This is a genomic window from Nostoc sp. UHCC 0252 (assembly GCF_034931145.1).
GTDB lineage: Bacteria > Cyanobacteriota > Cyanobacteriia > Cyanobacteriales > Nostocaceae > Nostoc.
Genome location: NZ_JAYGHE010000039.1, coordinates 1 through 18,933 on the forward strand (window position 1 = coordinate 1; position 18,933 = coordinate 18,933).

The window sequence follows — 18,933 nt, forward strand, 5'->3', positions numbered from 1 at the left end:
TTACCGACGGACGCTTTTCTGGGGGTACTTATGGCATGGTGGTTGGTCATGTGGCTCCAGAAGCAGCAGTTGGTGGTGCGATCGCGCTTGTAGAAGAAGGTGATAGTATTACCATTGATGCACCTGCTCGTTTATTGCAGTTGAATATATCTGAATCAGAATTAGCCCGTCGCCGTGCTAATTGGCAACCTCCCACCCCCCGTTATACTAAAGGTGTGTTGGCCAAATATGCAAAACTGGTATCTTCTAGCAGTCTTGGTGCTGTCACAGATTTGGATTTGTTTTAAATTAGGACTTACGCACACTCTACGAATTCTTGGCGTTCTTGGCGTCTTGGCGGTATGCCTGCGGCACGCTACGCGAACGACAAATTAAGCTTTTCGGTAATTTTTGCGTAAGTCCTATAAATGATCATCGGGTAAGGTTTGAGGGCATTGGTGTCAACTTAAGCTAAAAATAGCTTCTCGCTTGGCCTCCACACCCGCATTGGAATCAATTCCAAGGCTAATAATGAAAGTCTACTAAAGTAGACCAGGACTAGCCCTTTCAAGGTGACTCGTAAAATCTCTTCTTTTCTCTCTGCGTTTTCTGTAACCCTGCGTTTTAAAAGTAATTTATTTAACCACAGAGGCGCAGAGAACACAGAGGTAAGAGGTTAGAGAGGAGTTTCTTCACCAAAATTTGTACCCACCTTGAAAGGGCTAGTCCTAGAGTATTTCAGTTAAAAATATGCAAGCGAGGGAAAGTTAAATAGTCAGCGATCCAAAGGGGCTGCGATCGCATACGGCAGTACCTAACTTTTTAATAAAAAGATTACCGAAGCTTAACTCGCTCTAAGATACAAGCCAATTATTTTGAGAGAGACTTTAAAGAAGATATGCCATGAAAAGTCTCATTCGTACATTGGCTGTTGGTGTCATCGCAGCAAGTTGTTATGTCGGTCAAGCTTATGCCGATACAATTATAGATCCGCTCGATAAGTCTGTACCACGCACCCATGCTCATAACGATTATGAACACGAATACCCACTCTTCGATGCCCTCCACAACGGTTTCATAAGTGTTGAGGCTGATATCTGGCTTTACGGCACACAGTTGCGTGTTGCCCACGACCCAGTGACTGAACCCACGACACTGCCCACGATTGAGGATTTATACCTGACACCATTGCGAGACTTGGCTTCTGAAGTAAACAACGGTGGTATTTACGCCGATGGTACACCCCTACTTTTGTTGGTTGACATTAAGAGTGAGGGTGTTTCAACCTACGAGCGCCTACACAATGTTCTAACCAACTATGCAGTTGACAATCCCGGACTGTTCACTACTTACACCAAAAACGTCTTTGGTGGCTACGACACGCAAAAGGGAGCGGTTAATGTCATCATCTCAGGTAATCGACCACGAGATTATATGCTTTCCCAAGATTTGCGCTACGCCGCCTACGATGGTCGTTCCGACGATATCGGTATGGGCATCACACCTGAGTTCATCCCCCTAATTAGTGGCAACTGGAATACTTTCTTCAATGGTGATCTGGCTTGGGACGGTCTTGGCATCATCCCTGATGACACCAAGGCAGCCCTAGACAATATCGTGGCTCAGGTACATAGTGAAAACAAAATCCTGCGCTTTTGGAATCTGCCTATTGATGCACCTAGCGTTTGGGAACCGCTCTACGATGCCAATGTCGATCTGATTAATACTGATAATCTCACTGGTTTATCTACGTACATCCAATCACGCCAAACACAGGCAGTACCAGAGTCATCGTTGAGTATCGCCCTCCTCGCTGTTTTGGGTACCTCGCTGCTGCTTAAACGCAGATGGCAGCCTCAATCTCTTATCAACCCCCAAAGCTAACAAGGTAAACCTATAAAGCATATATAGCAGCCCTAAATCAGTCGTGAACAATAAGATCCCCGACTTCTTTGAAAAGTCTGGGATCTGAGTCTCTCGATTTTCACAACCGCGAGTAGCGTCTTGTAGAGAGGAAAGATTAAACCTGATTCCCGTTATCTTTTTGACGGAGCGTAGACGCTTTGCGGCTTGTCGCACACATCCTTCACTATCTCCCTATTTTAAAGCTTAATTCTCTCATGATTGATTGTCATTAAATTCAACTTGTTGAGAATTAACTAGCGGGCGAAATCCTTGCTTCTTTTACTACAAAAGGTGTTGGGGATTAGAATTAGCGATCGCTCAGTCTATTCTATTTTTGTAAAAAAGCATGGCGGAACTTTGGATGTGAATTCTACGCCAGCCAGGGAACAGAACAAACTTAGAGTTAACTGATTAAAGATATGGCTCAACAATAATTAGTTTGTCGTACTCAATACCGTTGTTTGTACAAAATTATATTTTATAAAGTACGCAGTTTTTGGCAAAACGGGTAAATAATCTCTTAACTTTACTATTTTGGACAAAAAACAAAAAGCAGTATTTACTCTGATGATAGCTGTAAAAAAGACAGCCATTATGAGTAGTGATGCATCGCTCGTTACACTCTGTATCGGGGATCGACTAGTTGAAAAAGAATTCAGAGGTCAGAATGGGCTAAACCTTAGCTATCCGCTAACAGGAGCGGAGCCGGAGACTCCGAAAGCTCCGGTCAAAATCAAGGCTACTAAATCAGCCTATCTAGTATGCCCTTTATTTAGGCACTCACGGACTTGCTACCGCTACGCTATCCGCTTTTTCGATCAGAATAATTAACTGAATTCTGACCGGAGAATACAGAAAACGTTTCCGGCTTTGCTCCTGATACCTGAATTCTTTTTTAGTAAAATTTAAGGAGGAGGGTGTTAGTGAAGCCAGTTATTATTAAAAAATCTAGTATTAAACTAGTATTCTCTACGGAGCAAAGATTCAACAATCCTCTAAGTATTATCTCGGAACTGCGACCTCTGGCATTTGGGTTTGTTTTAGCAGCAGTATTATGTAATTATCAGCAGGCTATTGCCCAAACTCCGAATCCTGAAACTTTACCATCCGGTCGGTTAGAAGAAGTTCCTGCCACTCCCTTACCTGCTAATGTGTTGCCAAAGCCAACAGATAACAATCAATTGGTTCCTTTGCCAACAATACCAGATGAGTCAATTCCAAGTCAGGATGACTCTGACTCTAATGCTAAATTTCGGGTAGATCGCATTGAAGTTCTTGGTAGTACAGTTTTCAAACCAGAACAATTTGCCGCGATTACCAATCCCTTTGTGGGAAAAGAATTGACATTTGCAGAATTATTGCAAATCAAAGATGCAGTTACCAAGCTTTACACCGATAACGGTTATGTGACTACAGGAGCATTGATTACACCGCAGACACTAGAAGCTGGAACAGTCAAGATTCAGGTGATCGAAGGCAGTCTGCAAGAAATCAAAATCATTGGTAATAGACGATTAAGTAGTAAATACATTCGCGATCGCATCCAACTAGGTGCTGGCAAACCCCTAAACGTACCCCGCTTACTAGAAAAACTACAACTCCTCCGCCTCGATCCACGCATCCAAAATCTGTCAGCCGAATTGCAGACAGGGGTGAATTCAGGAACTAATGTGTTGCAAGTCGAGGTTGAAGAAGCAGACACTTTTAAACTGACGGCAAGCCTAGATAATGGGCGATCGCCTAGTGTCGGTAGTTTTCGCCGAGGAGTGGATCTGCAAGAAGCCAATTTATTGGGCTTGGGCGATACCCTGAGCGTGGGATACGCCAATACTGATGGCAGTAATACAATTAATCTCAATTACACCTTACCGATTAATGCCCATAATGGCACTGTATCCTTTGGCTTTAGCCAGGGATGGAACCACGTTATTGAAGAACCATTCAGTGTCCTTGATATCCAATCAGATACCCAGTCTTACGAATTCGGATATAGGCAACCACTGATACAAAAACCAACCCAAGAGTTGGCAGTCGGGCTGTCATTCTCGCGCCAGTCAAGCCAAACTGAGTTGGGTATTGATAATATTGGGCCGTTTCGCCTCTCACCAGGTGCAGACGAGAACGGAAAAACCAATATTTCGGCTTTGCGCTTTTTTCAAGAATATACCCAGCGAAGTAACCAGTATGTGTTTGCGGCGCGATCGCAATTGAGTTTTGGCGTAGATTGGTTCGATGCAAATGTCAGCGATAATGAACCAGATAGCCGCTTTTTCGCATGGCGGGGACAGGCGCAGTGGGTACGACAATTAGCAGCAGACACATTATTTTTAGTTAGGGGCGATTTCCAATTAGCGGCAGATTCCTTAGTACCTTTAGAACAATTTGGTCTTGGTGGACAGCTAAGTGTCCGGGGCTATCGTCAAGACGCATTACTTACAGATAATGGTCTGTTGTTTTCGGCAGAATTTCGAGTCCCCATTGTTCGCGCGAAAAAGATTGACGGGGTGCTGCAACTGGCACCATTCATTGATGTGGGTAAAGGTTGGAACGTCAACGGCGAAAATCCATCGCCCAGCACCCTTGTTAGTACCGGGTTGGGGCTGTTGTGGAAACAGGGTGATGACTTATCGGCTCGCCTAGATTGGGGTATTCCTTTAATCTCAGTGGATGGTGAAAAGCGATCGCTCCAAGAAAATGGTTTGTACTTTTCGGTACGCTATTCGCCATTTTAAAGCGATCGTTTCAAAACGAAACCGTTTTTGGCAACCTAAAATGCAAGGTATAAATAAAGGCTTGGCAATGACAACGAACTCTATTTGGTTGGTTCTGTGCGCTGGAATAGTGCCGTTGATAGTAATGCCTGTGAGTGCCCAGGTAATTCCTGATAGCACTTTAAATACTACTGTCTCTCAAAGTGGTAATAACTTTACTATCATCAATGGTAATCAAGTTGGTAGCAACCTTTTCCACAGCTTCAGCCAATTTTCAGTTCCTAGCAACGGCTCGGCTTTTTTCAACAATGCCGCAGATGTGCAAAATATCTTCAGCCGCGTTACTGGAGGCAGTGTTTCTAACATTGATGGTTTAATTAAAGCCAATGGTAGCGCTAATCTATTTCTGCTCAATCCCAGTGGGATTATTTTCGGTGCAAATGCCCAACTGAATATTGGCGGCTCCTTTATTGGGACAACTGCTCAGAGCATTAAATTTAGTGATGGTGCTGAATTTAGCGCAATTAATCTCCAAAATGCTCCATTGTTAACCATGAATGTTCCCATTGGTTTGCAATTTGGTAGTAATCCAGGTGCGATTGTTGTTCAAGGGTCAGGACACAATGCTCAATTAGGCGACTCACTTCAAGTTTCTGGATTAAACCTCGGTACAAGAGGATTACAGTTGCAACCTGGAAAGACGCTGGCATTGCTGGGTGGGAATGTTGCCTTAGATGGAGGATTGCTCTCCGCACCAGGAGGGCAAATAGAACTGGGTAGCATCACTAACGGCAGCGTCGCCCTCAATTCCATCCCTGAAGGATTTGCGCTGAGTTATCCTAATGCTTCGAGTTTTGGCGATATTCAGATAACCCAACGAGCTTTAGCATCTACACGCGACCTCAGTGGGCATTGGGGAGGAGCCATCCAAATTCAGGGTAAACAGGTCAGCATCCGAGATGGTTCACTGATATTAGTGCAAAATCGCAGCAACCAAACTGCTGGTGATATTGCAATCAATGCCACAGAGTCACTCCAGATTATCGGCAAGTCTCCTGATTTTAAAAGTTCCAGCAGTTTAATTAATGAAACTATATCCCCAGGTGCAGCAGGGAATATTATCGTTACCACTCCACAATTGAATATTGACGGGGGTGGGTATATCTTAAACCGTACCTTTAGCACAGCACCAGGTGGCAATATTGCAATAAATACTGATGAAATGCGGGTGAATGGTTTTGCATTTGGCGATCCTTCTGCTTTTCGAGCAGTCAGCCAGATATTAGCCGCTTCCTATGGAACTGGGAAAGGTGGAAATGTTGACATCTCTACTCAAAACCTGTCTATTTTAGCTGGCGGCAATATAGCAGCAAGACCCTACGCTTCAGGTAATGGCGGCGATCTCATCGTCAAGGCAGATACAATTCAAGTGACAAATGAGGGAGCGCCAAAGGGTTTGTATTTTAGTTTGTTGTCTACTGCTACATTCGGATCTGGTAATGCAGGGGATTTAAAAATCGATACCCGCAAGCTGTCGGTTCAAGCTGGTGGCAGAGTGTCAGCTTCTAGCATAATTTCAGGAAATGCGGGTTCACTGACTATCAATGCGTCTGAATCGATTGATGTGAATGGTGTCAAAGATGCACAAAATCCCAGCTATATTGGTACTGCTGTTCGTCCTGTTTTTGGAGTTTCCAGAGCTACTTCAGGTAACACCACGATTAACACCCCACTTCTTACCATCAGTAATGGTGCAACAGTTTTTGTCCAAAACCTTGGCTTTGGTAAAGCTGGTACTTTAAACATTCAGGCGAACACCCTACGACTCGATAATGGGGCCAGTATTTCAGCATCCACAAAAGCAGGTGGTGGTGGTAACACTAATTTACAACTGCGGGATCTACTACTGATGCGTCATGGAAGCTTTATCAGTGCAGAAGCAGGGGGCAGTGGTAATGGTGGCAATATCACGCTTAATGCTCCGAACATCGTGGGTTTAGAAAACAGTGACATTATTGCTAATGCAGTCCAAGGAAAAGGTGGCAATATTCAAATCACTACCCAAGGAATTATTGGGTTGAAATATCGTTCTCAACTGACTCCCGAAAACGATATCACTGCCAGTTCCCAATTTGGGGTTAACGGTACGGTTCAAGTTAATAATATTGGTATCGATCCCAATTCTGGTTTAGTGGAACTACCAGCGAATGTCACTGATTCATCGCAGCAAATAGCCAGTGGTTGTTCTGCAAATCAAGGCAGTCGCTTTGTCGCCACGGGACGGGGTGGTGTGCCGCAAAATCCTACGCAGGAAGTGACTAGCGATCGCACCTGGTCTGATATCCGCGATATCTCTGCATTCTATCAAACACACTCAGTAAAAGCCCAAATCCCGAAATCTCCAGAAATAGTTGTCCAAGCGACTAGCTGGCGACGTAATGCCCAAGGCAAAATTGAATTAATTGCTAATCAATCTCCTCATCAGGTACAACCAACATTAACTTGTACGGCTATACACACACATTGATAAACGTTATAAAAAGCACTAAGATAGGAACAATGAATACGTAACACAAAATCATAAATCCGTTGATAAAAATAACTTTTGCTCACTTAGGCTTAATTGGCGCAATTTGTATATCTGCTATTGGCAACAATAATGTTCGAGGGCAAGTCACACCTGATGGCACTCTCAACACTGCTGTGTCTGGAAGTAATAGTTATACAATCACTGACGGTACTATTGTTGGCAATAATTTATTTCATAGCTTTAACCAATTTTCTATTCCCAGCAACGGTTCTGCCACTTTCAGCCATAATGCCAATATCCAAAACATTTTTAGTCGCGTGACTGGCGGTAATGTTTCCAATATTAATGGTTCAATCAACACTAATAGCGGTGTTAATCTTTTCTTACTTAACCCTGCTGGAATTATTTTTGGTGCCAATGCCAAATTAAATATTGGTGGTTCATTTGTGGGGACAACTGCTAATAGCATCAAATTTGCTGATGGCGCTGAGTTTGGTGCTGTGAATACAAATGCCACAACATTGTTGACTATGAGTGTGCCAATTGGCTTACAAATGGGTAGTAATTCCAGTTCAATTAACCTTTATGGGGCAAAATTAGCAATTCCAGCGAGAAATACATTTGCACTGGTGGGAAATAACTTAACTTTTGATCAGAGTACAATTACTGCTACCAATGGAAGAGTTGAATTAGGGAGCGTCGCCGCAAATAATCTGGTGGGACTGTCGGTAAACACTGCTGGATTCAGCTTAGATTTCAATGGTGTAACTCAGTTCCAAAATATCAGCTTTAGTAACGCAGCCAAGGTTGATACAAGTGGAACCCAAGGTGGTGCGATCGCTCTCCAAGGGCAGAAAATTACCTTGCTTGGCTCTTCAACTATCACTTCTCACACATTAGGCACAGGCTCAGGACAAGGTATTCTCATCAAAGCCTCCGAATCTCTGGAGCTAATTGGTCAGCCAGCCCTTTCTAATACTGCAATTGCAGCTTACTCCCAACCAACAGCTAGGGGACGGGGCGGTGATGTTACCATTGAAACACCTCTTCTCAATGTTTTAAATGGCGCACAAATTAACACCCGTGCTTATGGAATTGGCGATGCGGGCAATATTACAGTTAAGGCTAAAACTGTCAATGTGATTGGGGAGGCAATCTATACACCGACAAAAGAGCGATTTAGTGTGAGTACCCTGGCATCCAATACCATGAATGGTTCTCAGGGTCGGGGTGGTAATGTCAAAATTGATGCTACACAAGTCAACATTCGAGACGGGGCTGAATTGCGTGCTACCGCCAGAGGAACTGGTGATGGTGGCAACATTATCGTCACAGCCAAGAACTTAAGTGTAACAGGCGAAACTGCAACAAATGAACCTGCATTTTTGACAGGGATGAGTACCAGCATCCGTGAAAATGCCACAGGCAGGGGTGGAGATATAATTCTCAATGTCGGAAAACTAGAGGTTTTGAATGGCCCTAGTATTCGGACTGGTACTTATGGTGAAGGTATATCGGGTGATATTATTGTTAATGCTGACGAAGTAACTTTGGGTGGGAGTTCGTCAACTGGAGTTGCAACCAGATTTTTTGCATCAACAAACGGTAACTACGATTTTGCTACTGAAAAACTGATTAGTCTAGGTAAAGGAGAAGGTGGCAACATTACTTTTAATGTTGGTAAGCTCAACTTACTTGACGGAGGACGAATTTCCACCTCAACTGAAACCTATGGTAAAGCTGGAAATATTTTTATTCAAGCCAATTCTGTTAATATTGCAGGTGTCAGTCAACTACCAAATGGCCAACTACTTTACTCGCTGGATGCTACTGGCCCCAGTGGGTTGTATGCCTCTTCTACAGGCCCTGGTGTTGCGGGTTCGGTACATCTGACTACGGAGAAATTGAGTCTGAGCGATCGCGGCGAAATTGTAGTTAGCGGCAAAGGTACAGGAAATGCCGGTAATATGCTCATTCAGGCTAATTATCTGAAGTTGGATCAAGCCAGTAAGCTTCGTTCTGAAGCCAATGCAGGCGAAGGAGGTAATATTGACTTGCAAGTGCGTGATGTCTTACTGATGCGTTATGGCAGTTTCATCAGTGCAGAAGCCGGTGGCAATGGGGGTAATATTACGATTAACGCCCCCAACATTGTCGGTTTAGAAAACAGTGACATTATTGCCAATGCAGTGCAAGGAAGGGGTGGTAATATTCACATCGCAACTCAGGGAATCATTGGTTTGAAGTATGGTAATCTTCTAAATCCTAGAGAAGTTTTGACAAATGACATTACCGCTAGTTCCCAATTCAATATCAATGGGACTGTGCAAATTAATAATATTGGTGTCGATCCAAATTCTGGGTTAGTCGAATTGCCAGAAAATCTCACCGACCCATCTCAGCAAATCGCTAGTGGTTGTTCTACTAATAATAGTACTAGTTTTGTTGCCACGGGACGGGGTGGTGTACCACAAAATCCCAATCAAGATGTTACCAGCGATCGCACTTGGTCTGATCTCCGTGATATCTCTACATTCCACAAAACACAACCAGCACAAGCCCAAATACCTCAATCTTCACAAGTGCTTGTCTCTGCTACTTCTTGGCATCGCAACGCCCAAGGCAAAATTGAACTGGTTGCAAATAACTCTCCGAATCAGGTACAACCAGCATTAACCTGTACTGCTGTTCCTCAAATTTAATAATGTGATTTTTCATACCTTTAAGGGCACTTTAACTTTAACGAGTTCAATCAAGGTATTGGTGATGAGAATTAACTACAAAGAATCAAACCTTTGGTTTCAATTGTTATTAACAGCATTGACCACTGGATTTTTCACTTCAGGCATATCATCGGCCTTGGCTCAGGTAACATCGGATGGCACAACTAACACTACCGTCAACGCCATTGGTAATGATTTTACTATTCTCAATGGTATTGATAAAGGAAATAATTTATTTCATAGCTTCAGTAATTTCTCAGTACCGACAGGTGGCAGCGCAACCTTTGATGTAACGAACACACCAAATATTACAACGATATTTAGTCGAGTCACTGGCGGTAATGTTTCTAGTATAGATGGGTTGATTCGGACGCTCAGTAGCAATAACCCAGTCAGTTTATTTTTGATGAATCCTAATGGTATTGTATTTGGTCAAAATGCCAGCTTAAATATTGGCGGTTCGTTTGTAGGGACGACGGCGAATAGCATCAAATTTGCTGACGGCTTCCAGTTTTATGCCACCGAGAATACAACACCACCCTTATTAAGCATGAGTGTGCCTGTGGGACTACAACTAGGAAGTAATGCTGGAGCAATTCGCACCCAAGGCAGACCAGCCCTTAATTTCTTGTTTCGCCCCGCACAAAGTTTTAAGGCTCAAACCGTTGCATTAGTTGGTAGTGAAATTGATATTAATCAAACAAGCCTTGCCAATCCAGACGGCAGATTTGAATTATGGGCATTGCGGAATGCAGAGGTAGGATTGAATAATCAAACAGGATTACAACTAACTAGCCCTGCAACAGCTGACTGGGGACTAATTTCCCTCAAACAAGCCTCATATATCAATACCAGTGGAGTAAATGGAGGAGCTATTAACATCCGTGGCCGCGGTTTGACACTTCAGGATGGTTCGGGCATTACTTCAGCTACGGGAGCATTTGGACAAGGACAAGGAATCACAGTCAAAACCACTGAATTTATTGATTTGTTGGGAGTATCAAATTCACAAAATTATGACACCCCTGGATTATTCACTACTGTATCTGGAAGTGGGGCAAAGGCGGGAGATATTACCATCGAGACTGAAAGTTTACGGATTCAGAATGGAGCTTGGTTGCAATCTATCAACAATGGTTTTGCCTTCGATTTCTCGACTTTCAGAGTTGTTCCCATCAACGACACTACTACAGGCAACATTACTGTTCTTGCTAAGGACGTGGAAGTGAGTGGGTATAACCCATTTGCCAATACTTTTACTGGAGTTGCTAATTTTCGACCTAGTGCTATTACCACCTTAGTTAATGGTGGCAAAAGAAATAATAGCGGTACTATCACCATTGAAGCTAATCAAGTTCGTCTGCTGAACGGTGGACGTATTAGTGCAAGTATAATAGGTTTTCCATCTTCTGGTTTAAACTCAACTACTATCGGTAATTCTGGAGATATCTCTATTCAAGCTAGCGAGTCTCTGGAAATTAATGGAACTACGCCTGGGGGATTGACTGGTGCTATCATTAGTTCAATTCAAGCTTTTGCTCAAGGTGAAGCTGGCAATATTACTATTAACACAGGAAATCTGCGTGTCACAGATGGTGGAGCGATCGCTAGTGAGCTATCAGGTACTGGCAAGGCCGGGAATATAGCGATTCAGGCTCGAAATGTGGAAGTCAGTAACCCAGTGATCGATAGTTTTAGTAATACAGTCAGTGGCATCACTGTGGCAGTCAGTGAAGATGCGGTTGGTGATGGTGGCAATATCAATCTACAAGCTGAAAGCTTACGCGTATTCAAAGGTGGACAGATCACTTCATCTAGTGTGGGTCAAGGATCTGCTGGTAGTGTAACTTTAAACGTTAATGATATTGATGTGCAAGGTCTTTCTGAAACTTTATCCGATGGTCGGATACTGCCCAGTACGATCACAGCGTCCGCAGCCAATAGCTTTACTGCTCGGTCAGTAAATATCACAACTGACAGCTTGAGTGTTCGTGATGGGGCAGAAATTACCGTCAGCAATTTTGGAACAGGGGATGCAGGTAATCTCAATATCAACGCCCGTAATATCTTTTTGGATAATGGAGCAAACCTACGGGCCGAAGTGAATGGAGGTAGCCGTGGTAACATCCGTCTTCAAGCAAGTGATTTTCTCTTGCTGCGGCGTGGCAGTAGTATTATCACTAATGCCCGTGGTGCTTCCACAGGAGGCAATATTGAAATCAGTGCGGCATCTGTTATTGCTGTCCCCGAAGAAAACAGCGACATTTCGGCGAATGCTGTACTTGGACAAGGCGGCAACATCCAAATCACTACTCAAGGCATCTTCGGATTAGAATTCCGTGACCAACTCACTGCCGATAGTGACATTACCGCCAGTTCGCAATTTGGGGTAAGCGGCACTGTTCAAGTTAATACTATCGGTGTCGATCCAAATTCTGGCTTAGTTGAACTACCAGCAAATGTCACCGATTCATCGCAACAAATAGCCAGTGGTTGTTCTGCAAATGAAGGTAGCCGATTTGTTGCCACAGGACGGGGTGGAATACCACAAAATCCAACGCAAGAAGTGATGAGCGATCGCACCTGGTCTGATATCCGTGATATCTCTGCATACCGCAAAAATAGCTCTGTTACACCACAAATAACCCAATCTTCAGAAGTTCTGATCCAAGCTACTTCTTGGCATCGTAATGCCCAAGGCAAAATCGAATTAATTACAGATAAATCTCCTACTCAGGCGCAACAACCATTAACCTGTGCTGCGGTTTCTAAAAGTTAGTCATGTTATTAACCATGCCCTAAATGGGAACTCTAACTTGAAATCAGTTAAAGGAAGTTTTTGGTGATGAGAGTTGTACCCTTTGTATTTCTTTTAACAAGCGGGTTATTATCTCCAGGGATAATGCTATCGGCCATACTCCTTTGGAGTGGCTGCGCGATACTCCCTTGGAGTGGCTCCGCCAACGCTCAGGTGACATCCGATGGTACAACTAACACCATTGTTAACCAAAGCGGTAATAATTTTAATATTCTTAACGGTACACAAAAAGGTAATAATTTATTTCACAGTTTCAGTAATTTCTCCATACCTACGGGTGACACGGCAATCTTCAACAACGCCGCAGATGTGCAGAATATCTTCAGTCGCGTCACTGGTGGGAGTGTTTCCAACATTGATGGTTTAATTAAAGCCAATGGTAGCGCTAATTTATTTTTGCTTAATCCCAGTGGGATAATTTTCGGTGCAAATGCCCAACTTAATATTGGCGGCTCCTTTATTGGGACAACTGCTCAGAGCATTAAATTTAGTGATGGTGCTGAATTTAACGCTATTAATCCCCAAGCGAACCCCTTATTAAGTATCAATGTTCCTATTGGATTGCAAATGGGTAGTAATCCGGCATCAATCACCGTTCAAGGCACAGGACACTCCTTAACTAATATCGCTGGACGGCCTCTTGTCACTCAAAATCCGAGTGCGACAGAATTGCGGGTACAGCCTGGAAAAACTCTAGCTTTGGTGGGTGGCAATCTGAATCTGAATGGGGCAACTCTGACAGCCAAGCAAGGGCAAGTAGAATTAGGCAGTGTGAGTAGTGCAGGATTGGTTAGTTTGATCCCAACAGCACAGGGGTATACTTTGGGATATGAAGATGGGCAAAAGTTTGGTGATATTCAGCTTACACAGCGATCGCTATTAGATATCAGTGGCGTGAATGCAGGTTCCGTTCAAATTCAGGGTAGGCAAATTCAATTTACCGATGGCTCTCTGGTGCTGGCGCGAAATTTAGGCAATCTCCCCGGCGGCGACATTCGCCTTCAGGCTACAGAGGCGATTGATTTGATTGGCACAACATCTGATAGCACAATTCGCAGTGGGGTGCGTACTGAAGCTGTGGGTGTCGGAGCTAGTGGGAACATCAGTGTAATTACTCCCCGGCTTACCCTCCAGGCTGGAGGAGGGTTGAATAGTATTTCAGTTGGAGTGGCTCCCAGTGGCAATATCCACATCGATGCAACAGCGATTGAACTGTCTGGTTTCTCACCAATTAATCCAAGTAACGTTACGACCCTTTCTACTTCTGTCTATGGTTCTGGGAACGCTGGCGATATCTCCGTCAATGCCAATAGTTTACTGGTGTCAAATGGTGGATCACTGATTTCAGCTACATTTGGTAGTGGCTCCAGTGGTAAAGTAGCAATTCGCGCTCATCACACCACTGTGATGGGACAAAGCCCCGCCGGGCCATATAGCAACATTAGCTCAACTACATTTGCAACAGGAAACGCCAAAACTTTGACTCTAGATACCGCCAGGTTACAGATTCTGGATGGGGGAGCAGTTGCCACTTCCACATTTTTTGCAGGTAATGGGGGAGATATAAGCATTAACGCCACAGAATTTATCGAGATCAGTGGTCGCAGTCGGAACAATAACAGCAGTATCAACTCTTCTACGACTCGACTAATTCCACAACTGCGGCAGAGATTTGGTCTGCCAGATAAACTCACGGCGAATGCCGGCAGTGTGAGCATTACCACACCGAACCTGACGGTGACAGATGGCGGAACAGTCAGTGTCACTAGTCAAGGTAGCGGCAATGGTGGCAGTCTCAAGATCACAGCCAATACCATCCGATTAGACCGTCAAGGAAGTATCCAGGCACAAACAGAATCAGGTAATGGGGGTAATATCGCCTTAGAAGTTGGAAAGTTGTTGCTGCTGCGTCACAAGAGCGCGATCGCTGCAACAGCAGGCGATAATGGTGATGGAGGTAATATAAAGATTAATGCACCCATCATCGCCGGATTAGAAGACAGTGACATTATTGCTAATGCTATTAAAGGCAGGGGGGGCAATATTCAAATCACCACCCAAGACATCTTTGGGCTAAAGTTCCGTGACCAACTCACTCCTGATAGTGACATCACCGCCAGTTCACAATTTGGGTTAAGTGGCACTGTCCAAGTTAATACTATTGGAGTTGATCCAAATTCCGGCTTAGTGGAATTACCAGCGAATGTTACCGATTCATCGCAGCAAATAGCCAGTGGTTGTTCTGCAAATCAAGGTAGCCGATTTGTTGCCACAGGACGGGGTGGTGTGCCGCAAAATCCTACGCAGGCAGTGACGAGCGATCGCACTTGGTCTGATATCCGTGATATCTCTGCATACCGCAAAAATAGCGAAATCACAGCACAAATACCTAAATCTTCAGAAGTTCTTGTCCAAGCTACTGCCTGGCATCGCAACACCCAAGGCAAAATTGAGTTAATTGCGGCTCAAGCAACCCATTTACAACCATATTTAACCTGTTCTGCACAAACTGAAGTTCCAGCAATTGCAACACCTACGGCAAGATGACTACTAAAACTGTTGATGGTGTTCAAACACAATACAGTTTAGGGAACCCTATATATATTATTAATAGAAAGTGAGCGATGAAAGCACCTTCTGTTTGCTGGGGGTTGATTAATTTAATGCTGACAGGTGGGATGCTCCTTTGGTGTGCCTCTGTGAGTGCCCAGCTAACTCCTGATGGCACCCTCAATACTACTGTCTCCCAAAGCGGTAATAACTTCACCATTACTAATGGTAGTGCCGCCAACAGTAACTTATTTCACAGTTTCCAGCAGTTTTCGGTTCTTACTGGTGGTTCGGCTACTTTTGATTTACTAAACACGCCCAACATTTCTACCATCTTCAGCCGTGTTACTGGCGGTAATATCTCTAACATTGATGGCTTGATTCAGACGATTAACGGCAACAACCCCGTTAGTCTGTTCTTGATCAACCCTAGTGGGATAATCTTTGGAGCCAATGCCCAACTAAACATTGGGGGTTCGTTTATTGGTAGCACTGCCAGCAGTATTAAATTTGTCGATGGTGCTGAGTTTAGTGTAATTAATTCTGAATCTGCCCCGTTGTTGAGTATCAATGTTCCCATTGGGTTGCAACTGGGTAGTAATCCCGCATCAATCACTGTTCAAGGGACAGGACATACTTTGACCAATCCCAGTGGATTGACTCTAGCTCCCCCGATTCAGATTCCCAGTGCTACAAAACTGCGGGTACAGCCGGGAAACACTCTAGCTTTAGTGGGTGGCGACATACATCTAAATGGGGCAAACCTGATCGCTGAAAAAGGGCGAGTTGAATTGGGTAGTGTAAGCGGTGCAGCATTGGTAAAGCTGATACCAACCGCACAGGGGTATACACTGGGATATGGGGATGTACAAAGCTTTGGTGATATTCAGCTTACACAGCGATCGCTATTAGATATCAGTGGCGTGAATGCAGGTTCGGTTCAAATTCAGGGTAGGCAAATTCAGTTCACTGATGGCTCTCTGGTACTGGCACAAAATTTTGGCAATCTCCCCGGTGGTGACATTCGCCTTCAGGCTACAGAGTCCATTAATCTAATTGCCAAAACAGCTGATGGCGCAATTCAGAGCGGAGTGCGTAGTAATGCTTTTGGTATGGGAGCTAGTGGGAATATCAGCGTTCTTACTCCCAACTTCACTATCAAATCGGGAGCGGGGTTGAATACCACAACTCTTGGAGCAGCTCCCAGTGGCAATATTTACATTGATGCAACCGCCATTGAACTGTCTGGCTTTTCAGCCAATAATCCTGCTGATGTCACCACAGTTAACACTACTACGCTAGGCACTGGGAATGCTGGTGATCTTTTCGTCAATGGTAATAGTCTACTAGTATCAAGCGGTGCTTCACTATCTTCGGCTACCTTTGGCAGTGGTTCTAGCGGTAAAGTGATGATTCGCAACACCAACACCACGGTGATGGGAGAAAGTCCGTCTGGACTTTACAGCAACATTAGCTCAACTACATTTGCAACCGGAAGTGCCAAAACCTTGACCCTAGATACTGCGAAATTGCAAATTTTGGATGGGGGAGCAGTTGCTACCACCTCATTTTTTGCAGGTAATGGGGGAGATTTGAGCATCAATGCTACCGAAGCGATCGTCATCAGTGGTCAAGGTCGGGCAACTAATAGTAGCATTAACGCCTCCACCATCCGACCCGATCCGTCATTGCGGAAACGATTTGGTTTGCCAGATATATTAACAGCGAATGCCGGCACTGTGAGCATTACCACACCGAACTTAACGCTGACGAATGGCGGGACAATCAGTGTCACCAGTCAAGGTAGTGGAAATGGTGGCAATATTAATATTAGTGCAGATACCATCCAATTAAAGAATCAAGGGTTTATTCAAGCACAAACAGACTCCGGTAATGGTGGCGATATTAAATTGTCGACCGAAAATTTGTTGCTTCTGCAAGAGAATAGCCAGATAACCTCAACAGCTGGCGGTTCAGGGAATGGAGGTAATATAAATATCAATGCACCCATCATCATCGGCTTAAAAAACAGCGACATTATTGCCAATGCAGTACAAGGCAGAGGTGGTAATATCCAAATCACTACTCAAGGCATCTTTGGGCTGAAGTTCCGCAACCAACTCACACCTGATAGTGATATTACTGCTAGTTCCCAATTTGGGGTAAGTGGCACAGTTCAAGTTAATACTATCGGTGTTGATCCAAATTCCGGCTTAGTCGAACTACCAGTAAATGTCACCGATCCATCCCAGCAAATTGCTACAGGTTGCGGGAGTAATCAAGACAGTAAATTTGTGGCAACGGGAAGGGGTGGAATACCGCAAAATCCTAATCAGCAAGTTGGGAGCGATCGCACTTGGAATGATGTGCGAGATATCTCTGCATACCGCAAAACTAGCGCAGCTACAGCACAAATTTCCCAATCTCCAGTTCTTGTCCAAGCTACTTCTTGGCATCGCAATTCTGACGGCAAAGTTGAATTAATTGTGCCGCAATCTCCTACATATATACAGCCACAGTTAAGTTGCGCTGCGGTTTCTAAAAGTTAGGGACTTCTAATAAATTATCCAAATAAACGAACTACAGAGACAAGGCCGCGCCGTCTTGGGGAGCCAGTGCGTTGGGCGGCTTCATCTGGCGTGGTTTCTCCCATGAGCGACTGCCGTGCAGAGAACACAGAGAGACGAGGAATACAGAGAGTTTTTACGTCAGTTTTGGATTTTATACTTATAGACATTTTTTGCCTAAATAAATATACCGGCAATAATTCTCAAAACTATATCTAATCCTCATAGTTTTAGAGGTATTTTTGTATTAAAAAAATACACTAAAATGCTTAAATGTATTTACAGTCAACTAATACAAAAACTCACATTTAAGGAGCTTTAATGACTCGACGTATTACCAGTGCAGTAAATTCGCTAGTGACGAACTTTTCACGACGAAATGCACTTTTGTGGCTTGGAGGTAGCGGCATAACTACCGCCTTGATGGTGGGAACACAAAAGGAAGTGGGCGCTAGCGCTAAAGAAAACAAAGAGTTGAAATTGGTAAACCCACCAACACTATATAATGCAACCCAAAATGGCTATAGTCACATAGCGATTACACCACCAAGAACGAGAACCGTTTATATTTCTGGTCAATTTGGTTCGGATTTGCAAGGAAATCTTGTCTCCGCTGACTTTGAACAGCAGTTAATACAGGCTTTTAAAAACCTCCGTTTTGCTTTAGAAGCAGTTGGCGCACAACCAAGCGATGTTGCAAAAACTACTATTCTTATAGTGGATTATGACCAAACTAAATTGATCCCATTAGGACGTGAAATTATGAGTTTGTGGGGTTATAAACCACCTGCAAACACTCTTATTCCTGTTCCTAGACTTGCACTTGATGGTATGTTGTTTGAAATTGATGCTTATGCAGTAATTCCAGAAAAACCTAATTAAGGGCTGATTCCAACATAACCCTCTCATCTCATTTCCGGCTAATGAGTTGTCATTACGAACATTCAAATTCACAACATAGCTGATACAAATACATGCGTAGGAGCGTACAATTAACTGTACGTCCTTACAGCCGATTCATGATGTTGTACAGATTTTTGAAAATGGTATTAGGTCTGTATTTCATGCAATTAAGAATCGTTATAGCGGTTCTCGTTTACGTGAGTACACCCGTAAGGGCACGGCAGTGCCCATTGGTGTCAACTTAAGC

The 18,933-nt window shown here is 43.9% G+C and carries 10 protein-coding genes; 9 read left to right on the forward strand and 1 reads right to left on the reverse strand.

The features are described from left to right. The 8 genes from VB732_RS20690 to VB732_RS20725 all read left to right on the forward strand — a co-directional run. Window positions 1-287, forward strand: a 287-nt coding sequence (locus VB732_RS20690) for a dihydroxy-acid dehydratase (RefSeq protein WP_323232784.1), incomplete at its 5' end; no start/stop codon positions are given. Between the two features lie 595 nt (window positions 288-882). Continuing rightward, complete coding sequence (locus VB732_RS20695; RefSeq protein ID WP_323232785.1) at window positions 883-1,863, forward strand: phosphatidylinositol-specific phospholipase C/glycerophosphodiester phosphodiesterase family protein; 981 nt, start codon at window positions 883-885, stop codon at window positions 1,861-1,863. A gap of 1,043 nt (window positions 1,864-2,906) precedes the next feature. Next, the gene (locus VB732_RS20700; protein ID WP_416235762.1) at window positions 2,907-4,616 is read left to right on the forward strand and encodes a ShlB/FhaC/HecB family hemolysin secretion/activation protein; all 1,710 of its coding nucleotides are present in this window, start codon (window positions 2,907-2,909) and stop codon (window positions 4,614-4,616) included. Window positions 4,617-4,683: 67 nt separating this feature from the next. Then, window positions 4,684-7,122: a filamentous hemagglutinin N-terminal domain-containing protein gene (locus VB732_RS20705; protein WP_416235760.1), complete on the forward strand. Its 2,439-nt coding sequence runs from the start codon at window positions 4,684-4,686 to the stop codon at window positions 7,120-7,122. Window positions 7,123-7,187: 65 nt separating this feature from the next. Beyond that, window positions 7,188-9,827, forward strand: a complete 2,640-nt coding sequence (locus tag VB732_RS20710; RefSeq protein ID WP_416235763.1) for a filamentous hemagglutinin N-terminal domain-containing protein — start codon at window positions 7,188-7,190, stop codon at window positions 9,825-9,827. 64 nt (window positions 9,828-9,891) lie between these two features. Beyond that, window positions 9,892-12,627, forward strand: coding sequence for an S-layer family protein (locus VB732_RS20715; RefSeq protein WP_323232788.1), 2,736 nt, complete (start codon window positions 9,892-9,894; stop codon window positions 12,625-12,627). Between the two features lie 123 nt (window positions 12,628-12,750). After that, window positions 12,751-15,213 carry an S-layer family protein gene (locus VB732_RS20720; protein ID WP_323232789.1) on the forward strand — a complete coding sequence of 821 codons (2,463 nt, stop codon included), beginning with the start codon at window positions 12,751-12,753 and terminating at the stop codon, window positions 15,211-15,213. Between the two features lie 77 nt (window positions 15,214-15,290). Then, window positions 15,291-17,765: an S-layer family protein gene (locus tag VB732_RS20725; protein WP_323232790.1), complete on the forward strand. Its 2,475-nt coding sequence runs from the start codon at window positions 15,291-15,293 to the stop codon at window positions 17,763-17,765. Window positions 17,766-17,779: 14 nt separating this feature from the next. Here the strand turns inward: VB732_RS20725 and VB732_RS20730 are convergent, their stop codons facing one another. Next, window positions 17,780-17,953: a hypothetical protein gene (locus VB732_RS20730; protein WP_323232791.1), complete on the reverse strand. Its 174-nt coding sequence runs from the start codon at window positions 17,951-17,953 to the stop codon at window positions 17,780-17,782. 151 nt (window positions 17,954-18,104) lie between these two features. On the opposite strand from VB732_RS20730, the gene VB732_RS20735 reads away from it, so the two are divergent. Further along, window positions 18,105-18,665 (forward strand): RidA family protein, encoded by a 561-nt coding sequence (locus VB732_RS20735; RefSeq protein ID WP_323232792.1) that lies wholly within the window; start codon window positions 18,105-18,107, stop codon window positions 18,663-18,665. The last annotated feature ends 268 nt before the right edge of the window (window positions 18,666-18,933 follow it).

What these genes read in the sequence shown, in the direction of transcription:
- VB732_RS20730 (WP_323232791.1), bottom strand. Translation starts at nt 17,953, where the DNA reads ATGTCTATAAGTATAAAATCCAAAACTGACGTAAAAACTCTCTGTATT.
- VB732_RS20705 (WP_416235760.1), top strand. Translation starts at nt 4,684, where the DNA reads ATGACAACGAACTCTATTTGGTTGGTTCTGTGCGCTGGAATAGTGCCG.
- VB732_RS20720 (WP_323232789.1), top strand. Translation starts at nt 12,751, where the DNA reads ATGCTATCGGCCATACTCCTTTGGAGTGGCTGCGCGATACTCCCTTGG.
- VB732_RS20725 (WP_323232790.1), top strand. Translation starts at nt 15,291, where the DNA reads ATGAAAGCACCTTCTGTTTGCTGGGGGTTGATTAATTTAATGCTGACA.
- VB732_RS20735 (WP_323232792.1), top strand. Translation starts at nt 18,105, where the DNA reads ATGACTCGACGTATTACCAGTGCAGTAAATTCGCTAGTGACGAACTTT.
- VB732_RS20715 (WP_323232788.1), top strand. Translation starts at nt 9,892, where the DNA reads ATGAGAATTAACTACAAAGAATCAAACCTTTGGTTTCAATTGTTATTA.
- VB732_RS20695 (WP_323232785.1), top strand. Translation starts at nt 883, where the DNA reads ATGAAAAGTCTCATTCGTACATTGGCTGTTGGTGTCATCGCAGCAAGT.